This is a genomic window from Cellulosimicrobium sp. XJ-DQ-B-000, assembly GCF_031119065.1.
In the GTDB taxonomy this organism is placed as follows: Bacteria; Actinomycetota; Actinomycetes; order Actinomycetales; family Cellulomonadaceae; genus Cellulosimicrobium; species Cellulosimicrobium funkei.
On record NZ_JAVHYN010000009.1, the window covers coordinates 1 to 23,331 of the forward strand.

The following is a 23,331-nucleotide window of genomic DNA, read 5'->3' on the forward strand; positions in this document are numbered from 1 at the left end:
GGGCGGGTGGTGGGGGCGGGGGTCAGCCTTCCGCGACGACCATCGCCGAGGCGATGCCGGCGTCGTGCGAGATGCTCAGGTGCCAGGCCGTGATGCCGAGCGCGTCCGCACGTGCCGCGACCGTGCCGGTGATCTCGACCTCCGGCGGGCCGCCGACGACGCGGTGCACCGTCGCGTCGTGCCAGCGCATGCCCGCGGGGGCACCCAGCGCCTTGGCGATGGCTTCCTTCGCCGCGAACCGCGCGGCGAGCGACGCGGGAGGCAGGTCACGCTCGGCCTCGGTGAACAGCTTCTCGCGGAGCCGGGGCGTGCGCTCCAGGGTCTCCATGAACCGCGCGACGTCCACGACGTCGATCCCCACGCCCTTGATCATGCGTCCACCCTACGGTGGTGACCAGGCCTCCCCGCCTCCACGAGCAGGTGGTCCTGGTTCGTCCGGGAGACCGGACGAACCAGGACCACCTGGTCGGCGCGTGGGCGGGGGCGGGGCCGGGAGGGCTACTCGACCGTGACCGACTTCGCGAGGTTGCGCGGCTGGTCGACGTCGAGGCCCTTCGCCGTCGCGAGCGCCATCGCGAAGATCTGCAGCGGCACGACGGCCAGCAGCGGCGAGAGCAGCGTCGGGGACTCGGGGATCCAGAAGATCTCGTCCGCGTAGGGACGCACGGCGTCGTCCCCGTCCTCGGCGATGACGAGCGTGCGTGCGCCGCGCGCCCGGATCTCCTGGATGTTCGAGATGACCTTGGAGTGCAGGCCCTCGCGGCCCTTCGGCGACGGCACGACGACGAACACCGGCTGGCCCTCGTCGATCAGCGCGATCGGCCCGTGCTTGAGCTCGCCGGCCGCGAAGCCCTCCGCGTGGATGTACGCGAGCTCCTTGAGCTTGAGCGCGCCCTCGAGCGCGACGGGGAACCCGACGTGGCGCCCGAGGAACAGCACGGACGAGGCGTCCTTCATCGACCGCGCGGTCGCGCGCACGTACTCGCCGCGCTCGATGACGGTCTGGATCTTGCGCGGCATCTCGCGCAGGTCCTCGAGGATCGCCGCGATCTCGTCGGGGAACTTGTTCCCGCGCAGCTGCGCGAGGTAGAGGCCCAGGAGGTACGCGGCGGTGATCTGCGACAGGAACGCCTTCGTCGAGGCGACCGCGATCTCCGGGCCGGCGTGCGTGTAGAGCACGGCGTCGGACTCGCGCGGGATCGTCGAGCCGTGCGTGTTGACGATCGAGATGACCTTCGCACCCTGCTCGCGCGCGTGGCGCACGGCCATGAGCGTGTCCATGGTCTCGCCGGACTGGGTCACGGCGACGACGAGCGTCTTCTCGTCGACGATCGGGTCGCGGTAGCGGAACTCGTGCGCGAGCTCGACCTCGACCGGGATGCGGCACCAGTGCTCGATCGCGTACTTCGCGACGTGGCCCGAGTAGGCCGCCGTGCCGCACGCGACGACGATGATCTTGTCGACCGAGCGCAGCACGGCCTCGTCGATGCGCAGGTCGTCGAGCACGAGCTTGCCCGACGGGTCCGTGCGGCCGAGCAGCGTGTCGGCGACGGCGTGCGGCTGGTCGTGGATCTCCTTGTCCATGAAGGACGAGAAGCCGCCCTTCTCCGCGGCGGCCGCGTCCCAGTCGACCGTGTAGCGCTTCGCCTCGGCCGGGTTGCCGTCGAAGTCGGTCACCTCGACCGACGTCGGCGTGATCGTGACGATCTGGTCCTGCCCGAGCTCGAGCGCCTCCTTGGTGTGGGAGATGAACGCCGCGACGTCGGAGCCGAGGAAGTTCTCGCCCTCCCCCAGCCCGACGACGAGCGGCGAGTCGTGCCGCGCGCCCACGACCGTGTCCGGGGCGTCGGCGTGCACGGCGAGGAGCGTGAAGGTGCCCTCGAGCCGCCGCGCCACCTGCCCCATCGCGAGCGTGAGGTCCTTGGTGTCGCGGTACGCCCGCGCGAGGAGCTGCGCCGCGACCTCGGTGTCGGTCTCGGACCGGAACGTCACGCCCTCGGCGAGCAGCTCGGCCTTGAGGGTCGCGAAGTTCTCGACGATGCCGTTGTGGATCACGGCGAGGCGGTCGTCGTCCGCGAGGTGGGGGTGCGCGTTGGTGTCCGTGGGACCGCCGTGCGTCGCCCACCGCGTGTGGCCGATCGACGCGGTCGCCGCGGGCAGCGGGTGCGTCTCGATCTCCTGCACGAGGTTCGCGAGCTTGCCGGACTTCTTCGCGAACGCGACGGCGTCGACGCCGGGCGCGACGAGCGCGACCCCGGCCGAGTCGTAGCCGCGGTACTCGAGCCGTCCGAGTCCTTCGAGAGCGACGTCGAGGGGTCGCCCCGAGGCCTCTCCGACCATGGTTCCAGGGCCCACGTAGCCCACGATTCCGCACATGGTGATCGAGTCTAGCCACGGACCCGCGCCCCTTCGGGGCCGCGCGATCCCGCGGTTCTTCGTGAGGTCCGCTGCCTAATCGAGGCCCGCGCGGCGCACGGACCGTTCCCCGAGCCCGGGGCCTCGTCGCGTCCCGGTCCGTGACGCGTTCGCCGGGCGTGGGACGCGCGGCACCGCGAGGCTGGTGCTCGTGCCCACCGTCCGGATCGGTCTCTCGGGGTGGCGGTACGCGGACTGGCGCGGACCGTTCTACCCCGCGGGGCTCCCCCAGCGCCGCGAGCTCGAGCACGTCGCCTCGCTCTTCCCCGCCGTCGAGCTCAACGGGTCGTTCTACTCGTTGCAGCGGCCGTCGTCGTTCGTCGCGTGGCGCGACCAGACGCCCGAGGGCTTCACGTTCGCGGTCAAGGGACCGCGCTTCGTCACCCACATGAAGCGGCTGCGGGACGTGCGGACGCCGGTCGCCAACTTCGTCGCGAGCGGCGTCCTCGCGCTCGGCAGCAGGCTCGGGCCCGTCCTGTGGCAGCTCCCCGCGCGCACCGCCTTCGACCACGAGCTGCTCGACGCGTTCCTCACGCTCCTGCCGCGCACCACCGGCGAGGCGGCGCGGCTCGCGCAGGAGCACGACGACCGCCTGCGCGCGCCCGCCTGGACGGAGGCGGACGCGGACCGCCCGATCGTGCACGCGCTCGAGCCGCGGCACGCGTCGTTCGCCACGCCGGAAGCGCTCGACCTCCTGCGCCGGCACGGGGTGGCGTTCGCCGTGTCGGACGGCGCGGGCCGGTGGCCGCTCGTCGAGGCGGTCACGAGCCCGCTCGTGTATGTGCGCCTGCACGGGGACCAGGAGCTCTACCGCAGCGGCTACCGGCCGCACGTGCTCGACGCGTGGGCCGAGCGCGTGCGCGCCTGGCACGCCGCGGGCCACGACATCGAGGTCTACTTCGACAACGACGTGGACGCCCACGCCCCGGCCGACGCGCTCGCCCTCATGGCCCGCCTGCCCGACCTCGCGCTCCCCGGCCCGGGGCACGCCGTCGAGCCGGCGCCGCGCCGCCGTCGGGCCGCGCGCGGGGCCGACGACGCCCGCTGAGGCGACCCGGGGAGGGCGGCCCCGCGGTGCCGTCGTCGGGGCGCGAAGCCGCCCCGTGCACCGGCACGGGCGCGCATCCGGCAGAATCGGGCGGGTGTCCTCCCCCGCCGACGACCCGTCCGACCTCCTGCGGGCCCACCTGGCCGCGCCGTCGTCCTCGCCGTACGTCGATCTCGACCGGGCCGTGTGGAGCCGGCTGTCGGAGTCGACGCCGCTGCCGCTGACCGACGACGACGTCGCGCGCCTGCGCGGCCTCGGTGACCCGATCGACCTCGCCGAGGTCGACGCCGTGTACCGGCCGCTCTCGCGCCTGCTCAACCTCTACGTCACTGCGACGTCCGGCCTGCACGAGGCGACGTCGACGTTCCTGCGCGAGGAGACCGGCAACACGCCGTACGTCATCGGCGTGGCCGGCTCCGTGGCCGTCGGGAAGTCGACGACGGCGCGCGTGCTGCGCGAGATGCTGGCCCGCTGGCCGGAGACGCCGCGCGTCGAGCTCATCACGACCGACGGCTTCCTCTACCCCAACGCGGAGCTCGCGCGCCGGGGCCTCATGGACCGCAAGGGCTTCCCCGAGTCCTACGACCGTCGCGCGCTCATCCGGTTCCTGTCCAAGGTCAAGGCCGGCCACGCCGAGGTGCGGGCCCCCGTCTACGACCACCTCACGTACGACATCGTGCCGGGCGCCGAGGCCGTCGTCCGCAAGCCCGACGTCCTCGTCGTCGAGGGCCTCAACGTGCTCCAGCCGGCGCGCCCGAGCGCGCACGACGAGTCGACCGTCGCCGTGTCGGACTTCTTCGACTTCTCGATCTACGTCGACGCCCGCACGCGCAACATCCGCCAGTGGTACGTCGACCGGTTCCTCGCGCTGCGCCGCACCGCGTTCGCGCGCCCCGAGTCGTACTTCCGCCGCTACGCCGATCTCACGGACGAGCAGGCGGTGGAGCGGGCGAAGTCGATCTGGGACGCGATCAACGCGCCGAACCTCGAGCAGAACATCCTGCCGACGCGCGGCCGCGCGACCCTCGTCCTCACGAAGGGCTCGGACCACTCGGTCCAGCGCGTCCGCCTGCGCAAGCTCTGAGGCGGCACGCTCAGCACAGGGCAGGGTCAGGTCGCGCGGGGCGGCGTGCCCGACGACGTCGCCCCCGACGACCCGGGCGGCACCGTCCCGGAGGCGTCCGCCGCGCGCGGACGGGGCGCGGGCGCGCCGGTCACCGGCCCGGTCGCGGGGTTCCCGCCGGCCGTCGCGCCCCCGCCGGGCGCGGTCGCGGCCGGCGTCCCGCCGGTCGTCGGCGCGGCCCCGGCCGGGTCGGTCGCATCCTCTCCGACAGGCACCCGCGCCGTCGGCGGCAGCTCGCCGCGCTGGCGCGCGCGCATCATGAGCACGCGGTCGATGACGAACCCGCTCCCGACGCCCAGCACGATGCCCACGACCATCGCGAGCAGCGGCTCGTGGCCCAGCCAGCGGGCGGCGACGAGCCCGATGAGCACCGAGTAGACGGCCCACGTCACCGCCGCGATGCCGGAGAACGCCATGAACCGACGCCGCGGGTACCCGACGGCGCCGGCCGTCATGTTCACCGCGACGCGGCCCACGGGGATGTAGCGCGCCGCGAGGATGAACGACGCCCCGCGGTGCGCGAGGGCGCGCTCGGCCCACCCCACGGCGCGCCGCCCGCGGGGCGTGCGCAGGATGCGCAGACGCTCCGTGCCGACGGCGCGACCGATCGCGAACGCGATCTGGTCCCCGGTCCAGGCACCCAGGGCCGCGACGAGGAGCACGAGGACGAGGTTCGGCTCGCCGGTCGCGTGCGCGGAGACCGCGAGCGTGATGACGACCGACTCGCTGGGGACCGGCGGGAAGAACCCGTCGATCGTCGCGAAGCCGAACAGGGCGGGATAGATCCACGCGGACGCCGCGAGGGCGAGAATCCAGTGCTCGAGATTCTCCAGGAAGGTCGACACGGCGTCCGGCAACGGCGTCCTCGTTCGTCTGCTGGCGGGGAGGCCAGGCGGGCGGTGGCGGCAGGTCGGTCGTCCTGCACCAGGACAAGCCTACGGAGCGCGAGGACGACGACCATCAGGGAGACCCCCGGTTCACCCCTGAGGACCCCGGGCGCGACGGCGCCGCGCCCGTGACGATTCTGCCGTGCCCGCCGCGGCAGGGTCGTCATCCCGGCGGACGACTTCCCGCGGCGGGCCCGTACGTCGTGAGGACCAGGGGCCGCGGACGCCCGGTGGGCTAGTTCCCGGCGCCCGGGAGCCGCGCGACCCCGAGGGTCGAGGACAGCGTGCGCAGGTCGGCGGCGTCGAGGTAGAGCTCGCCCCGCAGGTGGTCCGTCTCGTGCTGGACGATGCGCGCGGGCCACCCGGTCAGCACGTCGTCGAACGGCTCGCCGGCCTCGTCCTGGCCCGTGAGCCGGACGGCGTGGGCGCGCGTCCGCTCGGCCTGCCAGCCGTGCACGGAGAGGCAGCCCTCGAAGAACGTGCGGGTCTCCTCGCCGACGACCTCGTAGCGCGGGTTCACGAGCACCCGGTACTCCAGGGGGCTTCGCTCCCGGTCGTCGTCGACGTCCGGGGCACCCGGGTCCTCGACCACGGCCACCGCGAGGCCGAGGCCGACCTGCGGCGCGGCGAGCCCCACTCCGGGCGCCGCGCGCATGGTCGCGCGCATCGCGTCGAGGAAGCTCGGCAGCGCGTCGCCGAGCTGGCCCGCGTACGGCACGGCCGGCGTGCGCAGCACGGGGTGGCCGGCCTGCACGATCGGCAGGACGCCGTCGGGGTAGGCGGCGAGGAGCGCGAGCACGTGCTCGCGCAGCGCCTCGTCGACCCCCTGCCTCACGCTCGTGCCCGCCTCGCGTCCCGTCGGCCGTCCCGACGCGCTCACAGGGCGAGCCGCTCGCGCACGACGCCCGCGAGCTGCCCGGCGACCGCGTCGGCCTGCTGCTGCGTCGCCGCCTCGACCATGACCCGGACGAGCGGCTCGGTGCCCGACGGCCGCAGGAGCACCCGCCCCGTCTCGCCGAGCGAGCGCTCCGCACCGGCGACCGCGGCCAGCAGCGCCTCGTCGGTCGACGCGCGCGCCTTGTCCACGCCCGGGACGTTGAGCAGGGTCTGCGGGAGCCGCTGCACGACGCCCGCGAGGTCCGCGAGCTTCTGGCCGGTCGCGCGCACCCGCGCCGCGAGCTGGAGGGCCGTGAGCACGCCGTCGCCCGTCGTCGCGTAGCGCGACATGACGATGTGGCCTGACTGCTCGCCGCCCAGGCCGTAGCCGTGGGCGCGCATCTCCTCGAGCACGTACCGGTCGCCGACCGCCGTCTGGACGGTGCTGATCCCCGCCGCGCGCATCGCGAGGAGGAGCCCGAGGTTGCTCATGACCGTCACGACGAGCGTGTCGTGCGGGAGCGCGCCCTCGTCCTTGAGCGCGAGGGCGAGGACGCCCATGATCTGGTCGCCGTCGACGACGGTGCCCCCGTGGTCGACCGCGATGCAGCGGTCCGCGTCGCCGTCGAACGCGACGCCGAAGTCGGCCTCGGACGCGACGACGACGGCCTGGAGCTGCTCCGGGTGGTTCGAGCCGCACGCCGCGTTGATGTTGCGGCCGTCGGGGCTCGCGTTGATGACGACGACGTCCGCCCCGGCCGCACGGAGCGCCGCGGGCCCGACGTCGCTCGCCGCGCCGTTCGCGCAGTCGACCGCGATCCGCAGGCCGGCCAGCGGCTTGTGGTCCTCGTCGGCGCCGATGCTCGACATGAGGTGCTCGACGTACGCGCCGCCCGCGCGGCCCGAGTCCGGGGAGATGCGGCCGACGACGCCGTGCGTCGGGCGCTCCCACTCCTGGCCCAGGAGGCTCTCGATGCGGTCCTCGACCGCGTCGTCGAGCTTCACGCCGCCGCGCGCGAGGAACTTGATCCCGTTGTCCTGCATGGGGTTGTGCGACGCCGAGATGACGACGCCGAAGTCGACGTCCATGGTGCTCGTCAGGTAGGCGACGGCCGGGGTCGGCAGGACACCGACGTCCTTCACGTCGACGCCCGCGCTCGCGAGCCCCGCGATGAGCGCGGCGCCGAGGAACTCCCCGGACACGCGCGTGTCGCGCCCGACGACCGCGCGCGGGCGGTGCCCCTCCTCCTGACCGCTCGCGAGCACGCGGGCCGCGGCGACGCCGAGGTCCAGCGCGAGCTCCGCCGTCACGTTGCCGTTCGCGAGACCGCGCACCCCGTCGGTGCCGAAAAGCCGTCCCATGGAAGTCCTTCCCCTCGTACCGGCCGTACGCCGACCGTACGACCGTCAGCCGCTGCCCGCCGTCGACGGGTCTTGGTCACCGCTCCTCACAAACGCCGTCGGCCCCGGTGGACGAGGTCCACCGGGGCCGACGAGCGCACAGCGCAGGATCAGCGCTTGGAGTACTGCGGTGCCTTGCGGGCCTTCTTGAGACCGGCCTTCTTGCGCTCGACGACGCGGGCGTCGCGAGTGAGGAAGCCGGCCTTCTTCAGCGCGGGGCGGTTGTGCTCGGCGTCGATCGCGTTGAGCGCGCGCGCGATCGCCAGGCGCAGCGCGCCGGCCTGGCCCGAGGAGCCGCCGCCCGTGATGCGGGCGACGACGTCGAAGCGACCCTCGACGTCGACCAGCTTCAGCGGGGAGTTGACGAGCTGCTGGTGGACCTTGTTCGGGAAGTAGTCCTCGAGCGTGCGCCCGTTGACCTTCCAGGTGCCGGTGCCGGGGACGAGGCGCACGCGCGCCACGGCCTCCTTGCGGCGGCCCAGGGCCTGGCCGGGGGCGGTGATGCTCTGGCCGCGGCCCGTGGGGGCGGCGGACTCGGAGGTGTAGGTGCTGGGCGTCTCGTCGCCCAGGGTGTCGGTGTCGACGGTGGTCTCGGCCACGGGTGGTGTCCTCGCGTCTCTCTGTGCGCTACGCCTGGGCGGCGATTACTGCGCGACCTGGGTGATCTCGAACGGCTTCGGCTGCTGAGCGGCGTGCGGGTGCTCGGCACCCGCGTAGACCTTCAGCTTGCCGAACTGGGCGCGACCGAGGGTCGTCTTGGGGAGCATGCCCCGGACGGCCTTCTCGACGGCACGCTCGGGGTGCTTGTCGAGCAGGTCGCCGTAGGCGACGGCACGCAGACCACCCGGGTAACCGGAGTGGTTGTAGGCCATCTTCTGCTCGCGCTTGTTGCCGCTCAGGGCGACCTTGCCGGCGTTGATGACGATGACGAAGTCACCGCCGTCGACGTGCGGAGCGAAGGTCGGCTTGTGCTTGCCGCGCAGCAGGGTGGCCACGTGGGTGGCCAGGCGGCCCAGGACGACGTCGGTCGCGTCGATGACGTACCAGTCGCGCTGGACGTCGCCGGGCTTCGGGGTGTACGTACGCACGGTCGTAGCCTTCGTTTCTGTCTCAGGATGTCTTCTTCGACCGCTGAAGCGTGCGGCCGAGAGGGCAGGTCGTTGCGCGGCGGGCTCGGTCGACACCCGCTCCTTGGCCGGCAGCGAGTGGGCGCGCTAGCGACACGGGTGTCGTGAGATGAGCACAACGACTCACCAGACTACCCGCGAGGCAGGCCGCCGGTCAAAGCGGCCGGGCGCTCCCGGACGCACGTCTCGCAGCGCGTCGAGCGGGCCTCGTGGACGCAGCCGGGGCAGTACAGGCGCAGGGTCCGGCAGCTCGGGTCGGCGCAGTTCTCGTACTTCGCCGTCGGCGCCCCGCACGCCGTGCACGCGCCGAGCGGCGTCGACCCCGGGCCGAGCTCGACGTGCATGCGCTCGTCGAACACGTAGAGCGACCCCTCCCACAGCCCCTGCGAGCCGAACACCTCGCCGTAGCGCACGACGCCGCCGTCGAGCTGGTACACCTCCTCGAACCCGCGGGCGCGCAGCAGGGCAGACAGCACCTCGCACCGCACGCCCCCCGTGCAGTACGTGACGACGGGCCGCCCCTTGAGGTCGTCGTAGCGGCCGGAGTCGATCTCGGCGACGAAGTCCCGCGTGGTCGCGACGTCGGGCACGACGGCCCCGCGGAAGCGGCCGATGGCCGCCTCGAACGCGTTGCGGCCGTCGAGCATCACGACGTCGTCGCCGCGCTCCTCGACGAGGTCGTGCAGGGCCTGCGGGCTCAGCCGCTCCCCGCCGCCGACGACGCCGTGCTCGTCGACCCGGACCTCGTCCGGCACGCCGAACGCGACGAGCTCGGGGCGCACCTTGACGGACAGGCGCGGGAAGTCGCGGCCCGTGCCGTCGGACCACTTGACGTCGACGCCCTCGAAGCCCGGGTACCGGCGCGTCGTCTTCACGTACTGCTTGAGGTCCTCGACCGTCCCGCCGAGGGTCGCGTTGATCCCGTGCTCCGACACGATCACGCGACCCGTGAGGTGCCACCGCTCCCCCAGCGCCTTCTGCCAGAGCTGCACGGCACGCGGGTCCGGAAGCGGCGTGAAGGCGTAGAAGAGCACGATCTTGTGGACGGCCATGCCCACCAGGATAGGGAGGGCTAGCGCGCCCGACGGACGCGCTCGACGTCCCAGACCGGCTCCGGTGCCTCGACGACCTCGCCGTCCTCGCGGAACACGAGGAACCGGTCGAAGCCGCGCGCGAACCACCGGTCGTGCGTCACCGCGAGCACGGTGCCCTGGAAGGCCGCGAGCCCCGCCTCGAGCGCCTCCGCCGAGTGCAGGTCGAGGTTGTCGGTCGGCTCGTCGAGCAGGAGCAGCGTCGCGCCGTCGAGCTCGAGGAGCAGGATCTGGAAGCGCGCCTGCTGGCCGCCCGAGAGCGTCTCGAAGCGCTGCTCGGCCTGGCCCACGAGCTCGTACCGGTCGAGCGCCCGGCTCGCGCCCTCGCGCCCCATGCCCGCCCGGTGCCCCTCGCCGCGGTGGAGGATCTCCAGCAGCGTGCGCCCCCGCAGCTCCGGGTGGTCGTGGTTCTGCGCGAACCACCCCGGCCGCACCCGCGACCCGAGCACGGCCCGGCCCGTGTGCGCCACGGGAGCGGGCGCCGCCGGGCTGCCGGCCACGTCGTCGGGCACGGTGCCCGGCTCGGGGTCGCTCCCGCCCGCGGCGAGGAGGCGCAGGAAGTGGGACTTGCCCGAGCCGTTCGAGCCGAGCACCGCGACGCGCTCGCCGAAGAACACCTCGACGTCGAACGGCTTCATGAGCCCCGTGAGCTCGAGCCGCTCGCACGTCACCGCGCGCTTGGCCGTCCGCCCGCCCGTGAGCCGCACGGTCACGTTCTGGTCGCGCGCGACGACCTCGGGACGCCCCGCCTCCTCGAACTTGCGCAGGCGCGTGCGCGCGGCCTGGTACCGGCTCGCGAGGCCGTCGTTGAACGCGGCCTTCGTCTTGAGCGTCCGCACGAGCTCCTGGAGCTTGGCGTGCTCCTCGTCCCAGCGGCGCGCGAGCTCGGCGAGCCGGTCGCGCCGGTCCGCACGGGCCTGGGCGTACGTCGCGAAGCCGCCGCCGTGCACCCACATCGTGCCGCCGCCCGGCGTCGGCTCGAGCGTCGCGACCTGGGTCGCGGTGCGCGACAGCAGCTCGCGGTCGTGGGACACGAAGAGGACCGTCTTGGACGACGCGACGAGCCGCTCCTCGAGCCAGCGCTTCGTCGGCACGTCGAGGTGGTTGTCCGGCTCGTCGAGCAGCAGGACCTCCTCGGGCCCACGCAGCAGGGCCGTGAGCGCGAGCCGCTTCTGCTCGCCCCCGGACAGCGACCGCACGTCGCGCCACTGCGCCTTCTCGAACGGGACCGACAGCACCTCGTCGGTCACCTCGTCCCAGCCGGCCTCGGCGTCGTAGCCGCCCACGTCCGCCCAGTCCACGAGGGCCTGGGCGTAGCGGAGCTGGGCGGGCTCGTCGTCGACCGTCATGATGTCGTGCTCGGCAGCCGCGAGCTCGAGCGCCGCCTCGCGGACGGCGGTCGGCGCGAGCCCGACGAGAAGGTCGCGCACCGTGCGGTCGTCGTCGATGCGGCCGACGTCCTGGCGCATCACCCCGAGCCCGCCGCTGCGCACGACGGCACCGCCGTGCGGGGCGACCTCACCGGTGACGATGCGCAGCAGCGTCGACTTCCCGACGCCGTTGGGCCCCACGAGCGCGACGCGCGCGCCGTCCGCGACCCGCAGGTCGACGCCGTCGAGCAGGGTGCGCCCGTCGGGCAGGTGATACGTGACGTCGCTGAGGTCGAGGTGTCCCACCCCGTCATGGTCCCCGACGTCGGCCGCGCGGTCACGCGCTTTGCGGACCCCGGCGTCCGGCACTTCGGCCGGGCCGACGCCACCCGCCGCCCGGCACCACGGCCGGCGGGCGCCGAGACGCGGGACGCCGGGTGGCGGGATGGCGAGTGGCGGGACGCCGGGATGGCGGGATGGCGGGACGGCTCAGCGCCGGCCGCCGCCGAGGAGGCCGCCCAGCCCGCCCAGGAGGTCGCCGAGACCGCCGCCGGCGCCCGACCCGCCGCCCAGGAGCCCGCCGAGGACGTCGCCCAGGCCGCCCCCGCCGGTCTGCGAGGCGCCCGGCCGCTCGCCCGCGCCCTTCCCCGCCGCGGTACCGCCCGCCGTGCCGCCTGAGGTGCCGGTCGGGACGCCGCCCGACGACCCGGCGCCGCCGAGCTGCTTCGCGAGGAAGGCCAGCGCGATCGGCGCGAGCGCGGGCAGCACCTTCGCGAGCAGGTCCTTGCCGGTGCCCGTCGACCGGGCGAGCTGCGCGACGACAGCCTGCTCGTTCTGCCCGAACACGTGCCCGACGATCTTGCGGCCGTCGTCGGTGTCGACGTCGTCGAGGTCGACGCCGCCCTCCACGAGCGCCGGGTCGTGCTGCGCGAGGGCCTCACCGAGCGACGCCGCGCCCGCCGGGTCCTGCGCGTTGGCGCGCAGCCCGCCCAGCAGCGCGGGCAGCGCCGCGCCCACCGCGCGCTGCGCCGTCGCCTCGTCGACGCCGAGCCGACCGGCGAGCTGGTCGAGCGGGACGGTGGACAGGATGTCGTCGATGCCGGCCATGGGGTCGTCCTCCGGTTCAGGGGTGCTCCAGCGGGTGCGCACCGGGGCGCGGTGCGGCCCCACCGTAGTCCCGGCCGGGCGCCCTCGCAGGCACTCGCGTCCGGGGCTGCGTCCGTCCCCGTGAGGTGCCAGGGTGGGACGCATGAGCGAAGACACCACCGCCACGAGCCCCGACCCGGAGACGGGCGCCGAGGGCGACACCGACCAGCTCCAGCCCGAGGAGACGCTCCTCGACCGCGGCGTGGACGACGTGCTCGACGAGGGCTACTCCCCGCCCGAGCGCCCCCGCTCGAACCACTTCGGCGAGACGCCGTGGGAAGAGGTGCACGGCGAGACGCTCGACCAGCGCCTGGCCGAGGAGGAGCCGGAGGAGTGGGAGCGCGACCCGGCCGAGCGGCCCGACGAGACCCGCGCGGGCCGCCTCGTCGCGGACCCCGACGCCCTCGACGGGCGCCAGAACGACACGTACGCCGACGACGAGGGGATCTCCGGGGGCGCCGCGGGCGCCGAGGAGGCCGCCGTCCACGTCGTCGAGGAGCCCTGAGGGCGAGCGCCCGCCCGCGTCCGGCTCAGGCCGGCTCGCGGGGCGGCGCGTCCTCCCAGACGTCCTCCTCGTTCCGCACGGCGCGGATGCGGTCGGCACGCGCCGCGAGCTCCGCGTCGGGCGGGTAGGTGACCTCCTCGAGCACGAGCCCGTGCGCCGGCACGACGCCCGCCCCCGCGTCCCGGCGCCGGCTCGCGAGGAGCTCCGCGGGCCACCCGATGTCGCGGCGCCCCTCTCCGACCGCGAGCGACGCGCCGACGAGCGCGCGCACCATGTTGTGGCAGAACGCGTCCGCGCGGACGTGCGCGACCACGAGCCCCGCGTCGGGCCCGTCCGCCGGGCGCGACCACGACAGGTGCTGCAGCTCCCGGATGGTCGTCGCGCCGGGTCGCGGCTTGCAGAAGGCCGCGAAGTCCCGCACCCCGAGCAGGGGCCGCACGGCGGCGTCCATCGCCGCGACGTCGAGCGGTCGCCGGTTCCACAGCACCCACTCCCGGCGCAGCGGGTCCCGCTGCGCCGGGTCGTCCGCGACGCGGTAGGTGTACGCGCGGTGCAGCGCGGAGAATCGGGCGTCGAACCCGGTCGGGGCCGGCGCGGCACGGTGCACGACGACGTCCCCCGGCAGCACGCCCCCCAGCCGCGCGACGAGCGCGTCCCCCGGCGCGCGGTCGGACCGGCCGGGCAGCGCCTCCCACTGCGCCCGCGTGAGGTCGACGTGCGCGACCTGCCCCCGCGCGTGCACGCCCGCGTCCGTGCGCCCCGCCACCGTGAGCCGCGGCGCCGCGCCGCGCAGGATCGTCGCGAGCCCGTCCTCGAGCGTGCCCTGCACGGTGCGCAGCGTCGGCTGCCGGGCCCACCCGGCGAACGCCGTCCCCTGGTAGGCGAGGTCCAGGCGCACGCGCACGACGTCGTCCGGCACGTCGGGTCGCGGGGCGTCGGGGTCCGGGAGGGCGGGGGGCGGGACGGCGGTCACGGGAGTTCACCGTAGTCGCCCGCCCGTGCGCCGCGCGCGCCGCCGTGCCTACGCTGCCGCCCATGACCGGCGACCCGCACGACGTCCGCACCCTCGCCGTCGACTGCGGCGGGGGCGGCATCAAGGCGAACGTGCTCGACGCGTCGGGCACCGCGCACGCCGCGGCGGTGCGCGTCCCCACGCCCTACCCCCTCCCGCCCGACCTCCTCGTCGAGACGGTCGCGGGCATCGCGGCCACGCTGCCTCCCGCCGACCGCGTCACGGTGGGCATGCCCGGGATGATCCGGCGCGGCGTCGTCGTGCACACGCCCCACTACGTGACGCGCAGCGGGCCCCGCTCGCGCGTGGACCCCGCGCTCGTCGAGGCCTGGACGAGCTTCGACGTCCGCGCGGCGGTCGAGCGCCGGCTCGGCGTCCCGGCGCTCGTGCTCAACGACGCCGAGGTGCACGGCGCGGGCGTCGTCGCGGCGTCCGGGCTCGAGCTGGTGCTGACGCTGGGGACGGGGCTCGGCTCCGCGCTGTTCCACGGGGGCCGGCTCGCGCCGCACCTCGAGTGGTCGCGCGCCCCGGTGCGGCGGGGCACCACGTACGACGAGTACGTCGGCGAGCCCGAGCGCCGCCGCCTCGGCGACGGGCTCTGGTCGCGCCGCGTCCTCGCGGTCGTCGAGGGGCTGCGGCCCGTGTTCTGGTGGGACCGCCTCTACCTGGGCGGGGGCAACGCGCGGCGCATCACCCCGAGCGTCCTCGACCGGCTCGGCGACGACGTCGTCGTGGTGCCGAACTCGGCGGCCCTCGTCGGGGGCGCCCGGGCGTGGGACCTCCCGCCGGCCTGACGCCTCAGCGACCGGCCGTGCCGCGGTCCGGCGCCCCGTCCGCGGTGCGCGGCCTGGGCGCGGCCGCGGCGGGCTCGAGGAGGCCCGGTGGCGCGCCCTCGTCCCCGCCCCCCGGTGGCGCGCCCGCGGCGAGCGCGCCGTGCGCGTCGAGCAGGGCGCGGTTGAACGCCACGGGCGCGTCCAGGCTCACCAGGTGCCGCGCGCCCGGGACGACGACGAGCCGGGCCGGGCCCCCGCCCGCGCGCGCCGCGGCGAGGAACCCGCGCTCCCCCAGCCGGAAGTGGTCCCAGCGCCCGTTGACGAGCCAGACCGGCGAGTCCGCCGCCGCGAGGGCCCGGACCGGGTCGACCGACCCCACCTCGCGCAGGATCGCGCTCATGACGTCGAGGGCGAACCCGCCGGCCGCGAGGTCGGCGGCGGCCTGGGCCGTCATCGCCCGGTCGACGAGCGCCTGGTTCAGCCCGGCTCCCCCGTCCGGGAGCCGCTCGATCCCGCGCGCGAGGACGAGCCAGCCGCCGCGCAGGCGCGTCGACGGCGGCGTCGAGCACGCGGCGGCGACGAGCCCCACGACGCGCTCGGGGTGCCGCGCGCGCGTCTCGATCGCGACGTAGCCCCCGAGCGACAGCCCGACGACGAGCGCGCGGCCGCCGACCTCGTCGATCCCGGACGCGACTGCCTCGACCGCGCCGTCGAGCGTGAACGCCTCGCTGCGCCGCACGCCGTGGCCCGGCAGGTCGACCGCGACGGCCCGCACACCGGCACGACGCAGCGCCGCGAGCTGGTCGCGCCACATCGAGCGCGAGGTGCGCGACCCGTGCACGAGGACGACGGGCGGCCACGTCCCGGTCCCGGGCGACGCGTCGGTGGAGGTCACGTCTCGACCGTAGGCCCTGCTCCACGCGAGATCGACCCGAGGGGGCACGAGGCCGACCTCGGGCAGGCCGGTCTCCGCCGTCCGGGTCGAACCCGGCCGCTCGCTCGGCCCGTCCCGGCCCGACGGTGCCCCTCCCCCGGAGCGGCCGGGACGCGGCAGGCCAGGGACGCGGCAGGGCCGGAGACTCGGCAGAGCCGGAGACGCAGCAGGGCCCGGGACCGTACGGTCCCGGGCCCTGCGCGACGAGCCCCGGAGGGCTCGGGCGGGAAGAGGAGGCTCAGGCCTCCTTCTTCTCCTCCGTGGCGTCCTCGACGGGCGCGTCCTGGACGTCCTCGGCGGGAGCGTCCTCGACGGCGGCGTCCTCGACGGGCGCGTCCTCGACCTTGTCGGCCTTCTTGGACGGCTTGTCGGCCTTCTTCTTGCTCGCCTTCTCGGCAGCCTTCTCCGCCTCGCGGACGACGGCCTGCTTCGGGCTGACGGGCTCGGTCACGAGCTCGATCACCGCGAGGGGCGCGTTGTCGCCCTTGCGCGTGCCGACCTTCGTGATGCGCGTGTAGCCACCCTCACGCTCCGCCATCTGCGGGGCGATCTCGGTGAACAGCGTGTGCACCACGGACTTGTCGCGGACGACGCGCAGGACGCGACGGCGGGCGTGCAGGTCGCCGCGCTTGGCGAACGTGATGAGGCGCTCGGCCACCGGGCGCAGGCGCTTCGCCTTCGTCTCGGTGGTCGTGATGCGGCCGTGCTCGAAGAGCTGGGTGGACAGGTTCGCGAGCATCAGGCGCTCGTGAGCCGGTCCGCTGCCGAGCCGGGGGCCCTTGGCGGGGGTAGGCATGGGATGTGCTCCTTGGGAAGTGATCGCGCCGCAGGTGCGGACCCGGACGCGCTGAGGTGTCTAGAGCCGCAGGCTCAGTACTGCTGCTCGGTGTCCGAGAACGTCGCCTCGTCGTCGTCGCCGTCGTAGTACGCGGCGGCCGACGGGTCGAAGTCGAGCGGCGAGTCCTTGAGGGACAGGCCGAGCTCGGCGAGCTTCTCCTTCACCTCGTTGATGGACTTCGCACCGAAGTTGCGGATGTCCAGCAGGTCCGCCTCGCTGCGTGCGACGAGCTCGCCCACCTGGTGGATGCCCTCGCGCTTGAGGCAGTTGTACGAGCGGATCGTGAGGTTGAGCTCCTCGATCGGCAGCGCCAGGTCCGCGGCCAGGGCCGCGTCCGTCGGCGACGGACCGATCTCGATGCCCTCGGCCTCGACGTTGAGCTCGCGGGCGAGGCCGAAGAGCTCCACCAGCGTCTTGCCGGCCGACGCGAGCGCGTCGCGCGGCGAGATCGCCGGCTTCGTCTCGACGTCCACGACCAGCTTGTCGAAGTCCGTGCGCTGCTCGACACGCGTCGCCTCGACCTTGTAGGTCACCTTGAGGACCGGCGAGTAGATCGAGTCGACCGGGATCCGGCCTATCTCGGCGTCGAACGACTTGTTCTGCGAGGCCGAGACGTAGCCACGGCCGCGCTCGACGGTCAGCTCGATCTCGAGCTTGCCCTTGTCGTTGAGCGTGGCGATGTGCAGCTCGGGGTTGTGGACCTCCACACCCGCGGGCGGGACGATGTCCGCCGCGGTGACCGCACCAGCACCCTGCTTGCGCAGGTACATCACGACGGGCTCGTCGTTCTCCGAGGAGACGACGAGGTTCTTGATGTTGAGGATGACCTCGGTCACGTCCTCCTTCACACCCGGCACGGTGGTGAACTCGTGGAGCACACCGTCGATGCGGATGGAGGTGACCGCCGCGCCCGGGATGGACGACAGCAGCGTGCGACGCAGCGAGTTGCCGAGCGTGTAGCCGAAGCCGGGCTCCAGCGGCTCGATGGAGAAGCGCGAACGGTTCTCCGAGATGACCTCTTCGGTCAAGGTGGGGCGCTGTGCGATCAGCACTGGTGGTTTCCTTTCGGTGAGCGTCCGCCATATGACGCTGCACGGTTCAAGGCGAGGTGCGTGCCTGCGGCACGCGGCCCCGGCCGGGACTCTGTCCACCCGGCCGGGAAGGGTGCGTCGGCCCCGTCAGGAGGCGACTGCCCCGTGACGGGCGCCGTCGACGGGCTCGGCCGGTCGGTGACCGGGCGGCCCGTCGACGGCACGCCGACGACGAGGGTCAGACGCGACGACGCTTGGGCGGCCGGCACCCGTTGTGCGCCTGCGGCGTCACGTCCTGGATCGAGCCGACCTCGAGGCCGGCCGACTGCAGCGAGCGGATCGCCGTCTCGCGACCCGAGCCCGGGCCCTTGACGAAGACGTCGACCTTCTTCATGCCGTGCTCCTGCGCCTTGCGGGCAGCGGCCTCGGCCGCGAGGCCGGCGGCGAAGGGGGTCGACTTGCGGGAGCCCTTGAAGCCGACGTCGCCGCCGGAGGCCCACGCGATCACGGCGCCCGACGGGTCCGTGATCGACACGATCGTGTTGTTGAACGTGCTCTTGATGTGCGCCTGGCCGGCGGGGACGTTCTTCTTGTCCTTGCGACGAGGCTTGCGCCCAGCGGCGGCGCGAGTCTTGGGAGGCATGTCCTTCTTCTCTCCTGGTCTGAGGTGGTCTGACCGCGGGGATCTCCACCCGGCACGGGACGGACCGTGAGGTCCGCGTCAGTGCGCGAGCAGGGCCCGCCCTGCGGACTGGCTCAGCGGGCCTTCTTCTTGCCGGCCACGGTGCGCTTCGGTCCCTTGCGCGTACGCGCGTTGGTCTTCGTGCGCTGGCCGCGCACGGGCAGGCCGCGGCGGTGACGCAGGCCCTGGTAGGTGCCGATCTCGACCTTGCGGCGGATGTCGGCGGCCACCTCACGACGGAGGTCACCCTCGAGCTTGTAGTTGCCCTCGAGGTAGTCGCGGAGCGCGACGAGCTCGGCGTCGCCGAGGTCCTTCACGCGGGCGTCCGGGCTGATGCCGGTGGCGGCCAGCGTCTGCTGGGCGCGGGTACGGCCGACGCCGTAGATGTAGGTGAGCGCGACCTCGAGCCGCTTGTCGCGGGGGAGGTCGACGCCGATGAGACGTGCCATGTGCCTTTCGGCTCCTCGTGCTTCGTCGGAGGTCTGTCGCACCGCCCTCCCACGGGGAGCTCCGTGGGCCCCGGCCTCCGAGCCGGGGGTTCCCCTGCCTGTGGCGTTCTCCTCCCGGACTCGCGTCCGGGGTGCCGAGCAGGTTCGTGGTGGTGCGCTGGTGGCCGGCCGTCGTCGTGACGGGCGGCCTGGTGACCGCGGTCCCGGAGGACCGTCACCCGTGGCGCAGGTGAGGGCTCAGCCCTGGCGCTGCTTGTGCCGCAGGTTCTCGCAGATCACCATGACGCGACCGTGCCGGCGGATCACCTTGCACTTGTCGCAGATCTTCTTGACGCTGGGCTTGACCTTCATCTTCGTTCCCTCAGTGGTGCCCCGCTCCGGGCGCGACCGACGAGCGGCCCCGGTGGTCCCGGGTGCGAGGCGGGTGAGTGGGTGGACGCGTGACGACTACTTGTAGCGGTAGACGATCCGGCCGCGGGACAGGTCGTACGGGCTCAGCTCGACCACGACCCGGTCCTCGGGGAGGATCCGGATGTAGTGCTGGCGCATCTTGCCCGAGATGTGCGCGAGAACCTTGTGCCCGTTGGCCAGCTCCACGCGGAACATCGCGTTCGGCAGGGCCTCGACCACGCTGCCCTCGATCTCGATGACACCGTCCTTCTTTGCCATGTCCTCCGCTAACTCTCGTCTGAACTGCTAGGACTCCCGCGCACGCCCGACCCGAGGGTCGTCCGATCGTGGGAGGTGCGTGGAGCCGCGTGCGGTGGTCGGTCGCCCGGGTCCCGAGGGACGGGGGCCGGATGAACGACGTGCACGGACTACACCCGACGGACCATCCTACGGCATCCGGCAAGGGACGGGAAACCGTGGCGGGTCGTACGCGCGGTGCGACGCGTCACTCCCCCGTCGCGCCGGGTGCCGTCGAGCGCTGCCGGACGGGAGCGAGGCGGCCCGCGACCGGCCGGTGCGCGGTCAGGCCGCGAGCGGTGCGACGCGCACGCCGAGCTCCGCGAGCTCCGCGGCGCCGCCGTCGGGCGCAGTGAGGACCCAGATGCCCTCGTCGAGGATCGCGACGCTGTGCTCCCAGTGCGCGGCACGGGTGCCGTCGTCCGTCACGACCGTCCAGTCGTCCTCGCACACCTCGGTGAACCGCTCGCCCCGCGTGAGCATCGGCTCGATCGCGAGGCACATGCCCGGGCGCAGCCGCGGGCCCTTCTCGCGCGTGCGGTAGTTCGGGACGTCCGGGGGCTGGTGCATCGCGGACCCGATCCCGTGGCCGACGTAGTCCTCGACGATGCCGTAGGTGACGCCGTCAGACTCCCCCGAGACACGCACCGAGTCCTCGATGGCGGCCCCGACGTCGCACAGCCGCTCGCTCGTCGCGAGCGCGGCGATCCCGGCCCACATGGCGCGGCGCGTGGCCTCGACGAGCGCCTCGTCGTGCGGGTCGCCCTCACCGAGCACGAACGAGACCGCCGAGTCGCCGTGCCAGCCGTCGACGACGGCCCCGCAGTCGACGGAGACGACGTCCCCCGGGCGCAGCTCCCGCGGCCCGGGGATGCCGTGGACGACCTCGTCGTTCACCGACACGCAGAGCGACGCCGGGTAGCCCTCGTACCCGAGGAACGACGGCGTCGCCCCGGCGTCGGCGATGACCGCGGCGGCGAGCGCGTCGAGGTCGGCGGTCGTCATGCCCGGTCGGACGGCGTCGCGCACCGTCCCGAGCGCGCGCGCCACGACGAGGCCGGCGCTGCGCATGGACCGGACCTGGTCGTGCGTCTTGTACTCGATGCGCTCGCGACCGAACACCCTGCTGCTCCTCAGAACCGACGGAAAGACGTGCGGGCGCTCAGCCGACGAGCGCGGTCAGCGCCGACACGATGCGGCCGGTGACCTCGTCGATGTCGCCGATCCCGTCGACCCGCACCAGCAGGCCGCGGTCCGCGTAGGCGGAGGTGAGCGGCGCCGTCTGCTCCGCGTAGATGTCGAGGCGGCGCGCGATGGCCTCCTCCGTGTCGTCCTCGCGACCCTCGATCTCCGCGCGCTTCGCGAGGCGCGCGAGCAGCTCGTCGCGGTCCGCGGTGAGCTCCACGACGCCGTCCAGCGCGACGCCCAGGTCGGCGAGGATCGCGTCGAGCTCGACGACCTGGGCCGCGTTGCGCGGGTAGCCGTCGAGGATGAACCCCTGCGCGGCGTCGTCCTGCGCGAGACGGTCGCGGACCATCGCGTTCGTCACCGAGTCGGGGACGAGGTCGCCCTTCGCGGTGTACTCCTGCGCGAGGCGGCCGAGCTCCGTGCCGCCCTTGATGTTCGCCCGGAAGATGTCGCCGGTCGAGATCGCCGGGATGGACAGCTGCTCGGCGAGCCGGGCGGCCTGCGTCCCCTTGCCCGCGCCCTGCGGGCCCATGATGACGAGGCGCGCGGGGCGCGCGGCGGACTGGCCGTCGGTGGCGTTGCTCAACGGAGGAACCCTTCGTAGTGGCGCTGCTGCAGCTGGGAGTTGATCTGCTTGACCGTCTCCAGGCCGACGCCGACGACGATGATGATCGAGGAGCCACCGAACGGGATGTTCGTGCTCACGCCGAGCCCGATGAGGACCAGCGTCGGCAGCAGTGCGACGAGCGCGAGGTAGATGGCACCCGCGGAGGTGATGCGGGTGATGACGTAGTCGAGGTACTCGGCGGTGGGCCGGCCGGCACGGATGCCCGGGATGAAGCCGCCGTACTTCTTCATGTTGTCCGCGACCTCGTCCGGGTTGAACGTGATCGACGTGTAGAAGAAGCAGAAGAACAGGATCATCAGCACGTACAGCAGGATGTGCAGCGGCGCGGACGGGTCGGCCAGGTTGGTGCTGATCCAGATCACCCAGTCGGCGCTCTGGTCGCCGAACTGCGCGATGAGGCCCGGGACCGCGAGCAGCGAGGCCGCGAAGATCACCGGGATGACACCCGCCATGTTGATCTTGATCGGGATGTAGGTGCTCGAGCCGCCGTACATGCGGCGACCGACCATGCGCTTGGCGTACTGCACCGGCACGCGGCGCTGGGACTGCTCGACGAACACGACCAGCCCGATGACGAGCACGATGACCGCGATCATGATGATGAAGTTCGTCGCGCCGTTCGCGCCGCCGGCGATCGACCACAGGGCGGTCGGGAAGCTCGCGGCGATGGACGTGAAGATGAGCAGCGACATGCCGTTGCCGACGCCGCGCTCCGTGATGAGCTCGCCGAGCCACATGATGAGGCCGGTGCCCGCGGTCATCGTGATGACCATGAGGGCCATCGTGACGAAGCTGGCGTCCGGGATGACGTCGACGGAGCAGCCCTGGAAGAGCAGGCCGTTGCGCGCCGTCGTGATGACGGTCGTCGACTGGAGGATGGCGAGCGCGATCGTCAGGTAGCGCGTGTACTGCGTCAGCTTCGCCTGGCCCGACTGGCCCTCCTTGTGGAGCGCCTCGAAGCGAGGGATCACGACGCGCAGCAGCTGGACGATGATGCTCGCGGTGATGTACGGCATGATGCCGAGCGCGAAGATCGACAGCTGGAGCAGCGCGCCGCCGCTGAAGAGGTTGACCAGGCTGAGCAGGTCGTTGCCGTCGGCGGTCTCCGCGATGCACTGCTGCACGTTGGGGTAGTCCACGCCGGGCGTGGGGATGAACGACCCCACCCGGAAGATCGCCATGATCGCGATCGTGAACAGCAGCTTGCGCCGCAGGTCGGGCGTCCGGAAAGCCCGGGCGAATGCGCTGAGCACCTATCCTCCTGGCCCGCCGAGGCGGGATGTCGTGTCGCCGGGAGGCCCGGCGAGGTGTGACGCACGGCACGGGCGCCAAGAGGCACCCTAGCCGTAGCGCCGCGTCGAACGGCAAGTCGGTCCCGATCACCGGACGGGCCGGCCGTGGACCTGGGAGTGACGGCGGTCACCCCCGGGGTGCGGGGAGACAGCCGTCGGAGAGTCTAGACCGTGGTGCGCTGCCGGACGGACCACGGGTCGTGCAGGGAGGCGCCCTCAGACGCGGACAGGGCCGACGGCGCGTACGCGCCACCGGCCCTGTCCAGGGGTGTCAGTCCTCCGAGACCGAACCGCCGGCCGCGAGGATCTTCTCGCGAGCCGCGCCCGAGAGGGCGTCGACCGCGACCTCGAGCTTGACGGTGATCTCACCCGTGCCGAGCACCTTGACGAGCTGGCCCTTGCGGACCGCGCCCTTCGCGACGAGGTCCTCGACGGTGACCTGGCCACCCTCGGGGTACAGCGCCGCGAGCTTGTCCAGGTTCACGACCTGGTACTCGGTGCGGAACGGGTTCTTGAAGCCGCGCAGCTTCGGGAGGCGCATGTGCAGAGGCATCTGCCCACCCTCGAAGCGCTCGGGAACCTGGTAACGAGCCTTCGTACCCTTGGTACCGCGGCCCGCCGTCTTACCCTTCGACGCCTCACCACGACCCACGCGGGTCTTGGCCTTCTTGGCGCCGGGAGCCGGACGCAGGTGGTGGACCTTGAGCGTGCCGCCGGCACCCTCGGTCTGCGCGGGGGTCTGCTCGGCCTTCGCCGGAGCAGACGCCTTCGCAGCGGTCTTCTTCTTCGGAGCCTCGGCGGTCTCCTTGGTGGCCTTCTCAGCCATGG

26 protein-coding genes are annotated in these 23,331 nt (G+C 73.5%); 4 read left to right on the forward strand and 22 right to left on the reverse strand.

Annotated elements, in window-relative coordinates:
* Positions 1–22: 22 nt before the first annotated feature.
* Positions 23–373, reverse strand: coding sequence for a holo-ACP synthase (locus RDI86_RS12640; protein WP_021482029.1), 351 nt, complete (start codon positions 371–373; stop codon positions 23–25).
* 125 nt (positions 374–498) lie between these two features.
* The gene (gene glmS, locus RDI86_RS12645) at positions 499–2,376 is read right to left on the reverse strand and encodes a glutamine--fructose-6-phosphate transaminase (isomerizing) (protein ID WP_061268657.1); all 1,878 of its coding nucleotides are present in this window, start codon (positions 2,374–2,376) and stop codon (positions 499–501) included.
* Positions 2,377–2,566: 190 nt separating this feature from the next.
* On the opposite strand from glmS, the gene RDI86_RS12650 reads away from it, so the two are divergent.
* Together RDI86_RS12650 and coaA are read left to right on the forward strand one after the other, a co-directional pair.
* Positions 2,567–3,463: a DUF72 domain-containing protein gene (locus tag RDI86_RS12650; protein WP_083711874.1), complete on the forward strand. Its 897-nt coding sequence runs from the start codon at positions 2,567–2,569 to the stop codon at positions 3,461–3,463.
* 94 nt (positions 3,464–3,557) lie between these two features.
* Positions 3,558–4,547 carry a type I pantothenate kinase gene (gene coaA, locus RDI86_RS12655; RefSeq protein ID WP_044144243.1) on the forward strand — a complete coding sequence of 330 codons (990 nt, stop codon included), beginning with the start codon at positions 3,558–3,560 and terminating at the stop codon, positions 4,545–4,547.
* Between the two features lie 26 nt (positions 4,548–4,573).
* On the opposite strand, the gene RDI86_RS12660 is transcribed toward coaA, so the two are convergent.
* From RDI86_RS12660 to RDI86_RS12695, 8 genes are all read right to left on the reverse strand, one after another.
* Complete coding sequence (locus RDI86_RS12660) at positions 4,574–5,443, reverse strand: DedA family protein (protein WP_082774672.1); 870 nt, start codon at positions 5,441–5,443, stop codon at positions 4,574–4,576.
* 265 nt (positions 5,444–5,708) lie between these two features.
* Positions 5,709–6,308, reverse strand: coding sequence for a peptide deformylase (locus RDI86_RS12665; RefSeq protein ID WP_061268670.1), 600 nt, complete (start codon positions 6,306–6,308; stop codon positions 5,709–5,711).
* Between the two features lie 41 nt (positions 6,309–6,349).
* Positions 6,350–7,711, reverse strand: coding sequence for a phosphoglucosamine mutase (gene glmM, locus RDI86_RS12670; RefSeq protein ID WP_043658749.1), 1,362 nt, complete (start codon positions 7,709–7,711; stop codon positions 6,350–6,352).
* 149 nt (positions 7,712–7,860) lie between these two features.
* Entirely contained in the window at positions 7,861–8,349 is a 489-nt protein-coding gene (gene rpsI, locus RDI86_RS12675; protein ID WP_021479846.1) for a 30S ribosomal protein S9, read from the reverse strand.
* A 45-nt stretch (positions 8,350–8,394) separates the two neighbouring features.
* Positions 8,395–8,838 (reverse strand): 50S ribosomal protein L13, encoded by a 444-nt coding sequence (gene rplM / locus RDI86_RS12680; protein ID WP_021479847.1) that lies wholly within the window; start codon positions 8,836–8,838, stop codon positions 8,395–8,397.
* 170 nt (positions 8,839–9,008) lie between these two features.
* Entirely contained in the window at positions 9,009–9,929 is a 921-nt protein-coding gene (locus RDI86_RS12685; RefSeq protein WP_308821529.1) for a rhodanese-related sulfurtransferase, read from the reverse strand.
* A 20-nt stretch (positions 9,930–9,949) separates the two neighbouring features.
* Positions 9,950–11,644: an ATP-binding cassette domain-containing protein gene (locus tag RDI86_RS12690; RefSeq protein WP_308821530.1), complete on the reverse strand. Its 1,695-nt coding sequence runs from the start codon at positions 11,642–11,644 to the stop codon at positions 9,950–9,952.
* Between the two features lie 183 nt (positions 11,645–11,827).
* A complete protein-coding gene (locus RDI86_RS12695) occupies positions 11,828–12,445 on the reverse strand; it encodes a DUF937 domain-containing protein (RefSeq protein WP_076405084.1) in 618 nt (205 codons plus the stop codon).
* A 142-nt stretch (positions 12,446–12,587) separates the two neighbouring features.
* Here RDI86_RS12695 and RDI86_RS12700 point away from each other — a divergent pair, with 142 nt between their 5' ends.
* Positions 12,588–12,989 (forward strand): DUF5709 domain-containing protein, encoded by a 402-nt coding sequence (locus tag RDI86_RS12700; protein ID WP_043652004.1) that lies wholly within the window; start codon positions 12,588–12,590, stop codon positions 12,987–12,989.
* Between the two features lie 25 nt (positions 12,990–13,014).
* Here RDI86_RS12700 and truA read toward each other — a convergent pair whose 3' ends face one another.
* Entirely contained in the window at positions 13,015–13,908 is an 894-nt protein-coding gene (gene truA / locus RDI86_RS12705) for a tRNA pseudouridine(38-40) synthase TruA (RefSeq protein WP_308821560.1), read from the reverse strand.
* A gap of 116 nt (positions 13,909–14,024) precedes the next feature.
* Between truA and RDI86_RS12710 the strand changes: the two genes are divergently transcribed.
* Positions 14,025–14,795: an ROK family protein gene (locus tag RDI86_RS12710; protein WP_308821531.1), complete on the forward strand. Its 771-nt coding sequence runs from the start codon at positions 14,025–14,027 to the stop codon at positions 14,793–14,795.
* Between the two features lie 4 nt (positions 14,796–14,799).
* Here the strand turns inward: RDI86_RS12710 and RDI86_RS12715 are convergent, their stop codons facing one another.
* From RDI86_RS12715 to rplO, 11 genes are all read right to left on the reverse strand, one after another.
* A complete protein-coding gene (locus RDI86_RS12715; protein WP_308821532.1) occupies positions 14,800–15,669 on the reverse strand; it encodes an alpha/beta hydrolase in 870 nt (289 codons plus the stop codon).
* A gap of 277 nt (positions 15,670–15,946) precedes the next feature.
* Entirely contained in the window at positions 15,947–16,504 is a 558-nt protein-coding gene (gene rplQ, locus RDI86_RS12720; RefSeq protein ID WP_021479761.1) for a 50S ribosomal protein L17, read from the reverse strand.
* 74 nt (positions 16,505–16,578) lie between these two features.
* Entirely contained in the window at positions 16,579–17,598 is a 1,020-nt protein-coding gene (locus RDI86_RS12725) for a DNA-directed RNA polymerase subunit alpha (RefSeq protein ID WP_021479760.1), read from the reverse strand.
* A 217-nt stretch (positions 17,599–17,815) separates the two neighbouring features.
* The gene (rpsK, locus tag RDI86_RS12730) at positions 17,816–18,220 is read right to left on the reverse strand and encodes a 30S ribosomal protein S11 (RefSeq protein ID WP_021479759.1); all 405 of its coding nucleotides are present in this window, start codon (positions 18,218–18,220) and stop codon (positions 17,816–17,818) included.
* Positions 18,221–18,333: 113 nt separating this feature from the next.
* On the reverse strand, positions 18,334–18,708 hold the full coding sequence (gene rpsM, locus RDI86_RS12735; RefSeq protein ID WP_021479758.1) for a 30S ribosomal protein S13: 375 nt from the start codon (positions 18,706–18,708) through the stop codon (positions 18,334–18,336).
* 237 nt (positions 18,709–18,945) lie between these two features.
* Complete coding sequence (gene rpmJ / locus RDI86_RS12740) at positions 18,946–19,059, reverse strand: 50S ribosomal protein L36 (protein WP_009740505.1); 114 nt, start codon at positions 19,057–19,059, stop codon at positions 18,946–18,948.
* Positions 19,060–19,155: 96 nt separating this feature from the next.
* On the reverse strand, positions 19,156–19,377 hold the full coding sequence (gene infA, locus RDI86_RS12745; RefSeq protein WP_012867920.1) for a translation initiation factor IF-1: 222 nt from the start codon (positions 19,375–19,377) through the stop codon (positions 19,156–19,158).
* A 303-nt stretch (positions 19,378–19,680) separates the two neighbouring features.
* Positions 19,681–20,517: a type I methionyl aminopeptidase gene (gene map, locus RDI86_RS12750; protein ID WP_061268495.1), complete on the reverse strand. Its 837-nt coding sequence runs from the start codon at positions 20,515–20,517 to the stop codon at positions 19,681–19,683.
* Between the two features lie 40 nt (positions 20,518–20,557).
* The gene (locus tag RDI86_RS12755) at positions 20,558–21,115 is read right to left on the reverse strand and encodes an adenylate kinase (protein WP_031315308.1); all 558 of its coding nucleotides are present in this window, start codon (positions 21,113–21,115) and stop codon (positions 20,558–20,560) included.
* A gap of 50 nt (positions 21,116–21,165) precedes the next feature.
* A complete protein-coding gene (secY, locus tag RDI86_RS12760; RefSeq protein ID WP_021480441.1) occupies positions 21,166–22,464 on the reverse strand; it encodes a preprotein translocase subunit SecY in 1,299 nt (432 codons plus the stop codon).
* Positions 22,465–22,774: 310 nt separating this feature from the next.
* Positions 22,775–23,329, reverse strand: a complete 555-nt coding sequence (rplO, locus tag RDI86_RS12765; protein WP_074808895.1) for a 50S ribosomal protein L15 — start codon at positions 23,327–23,329, stop codon at positions 22,775–22,777.
* Positions 23,330–23,331: the final 2 nt, after the last annotated feature.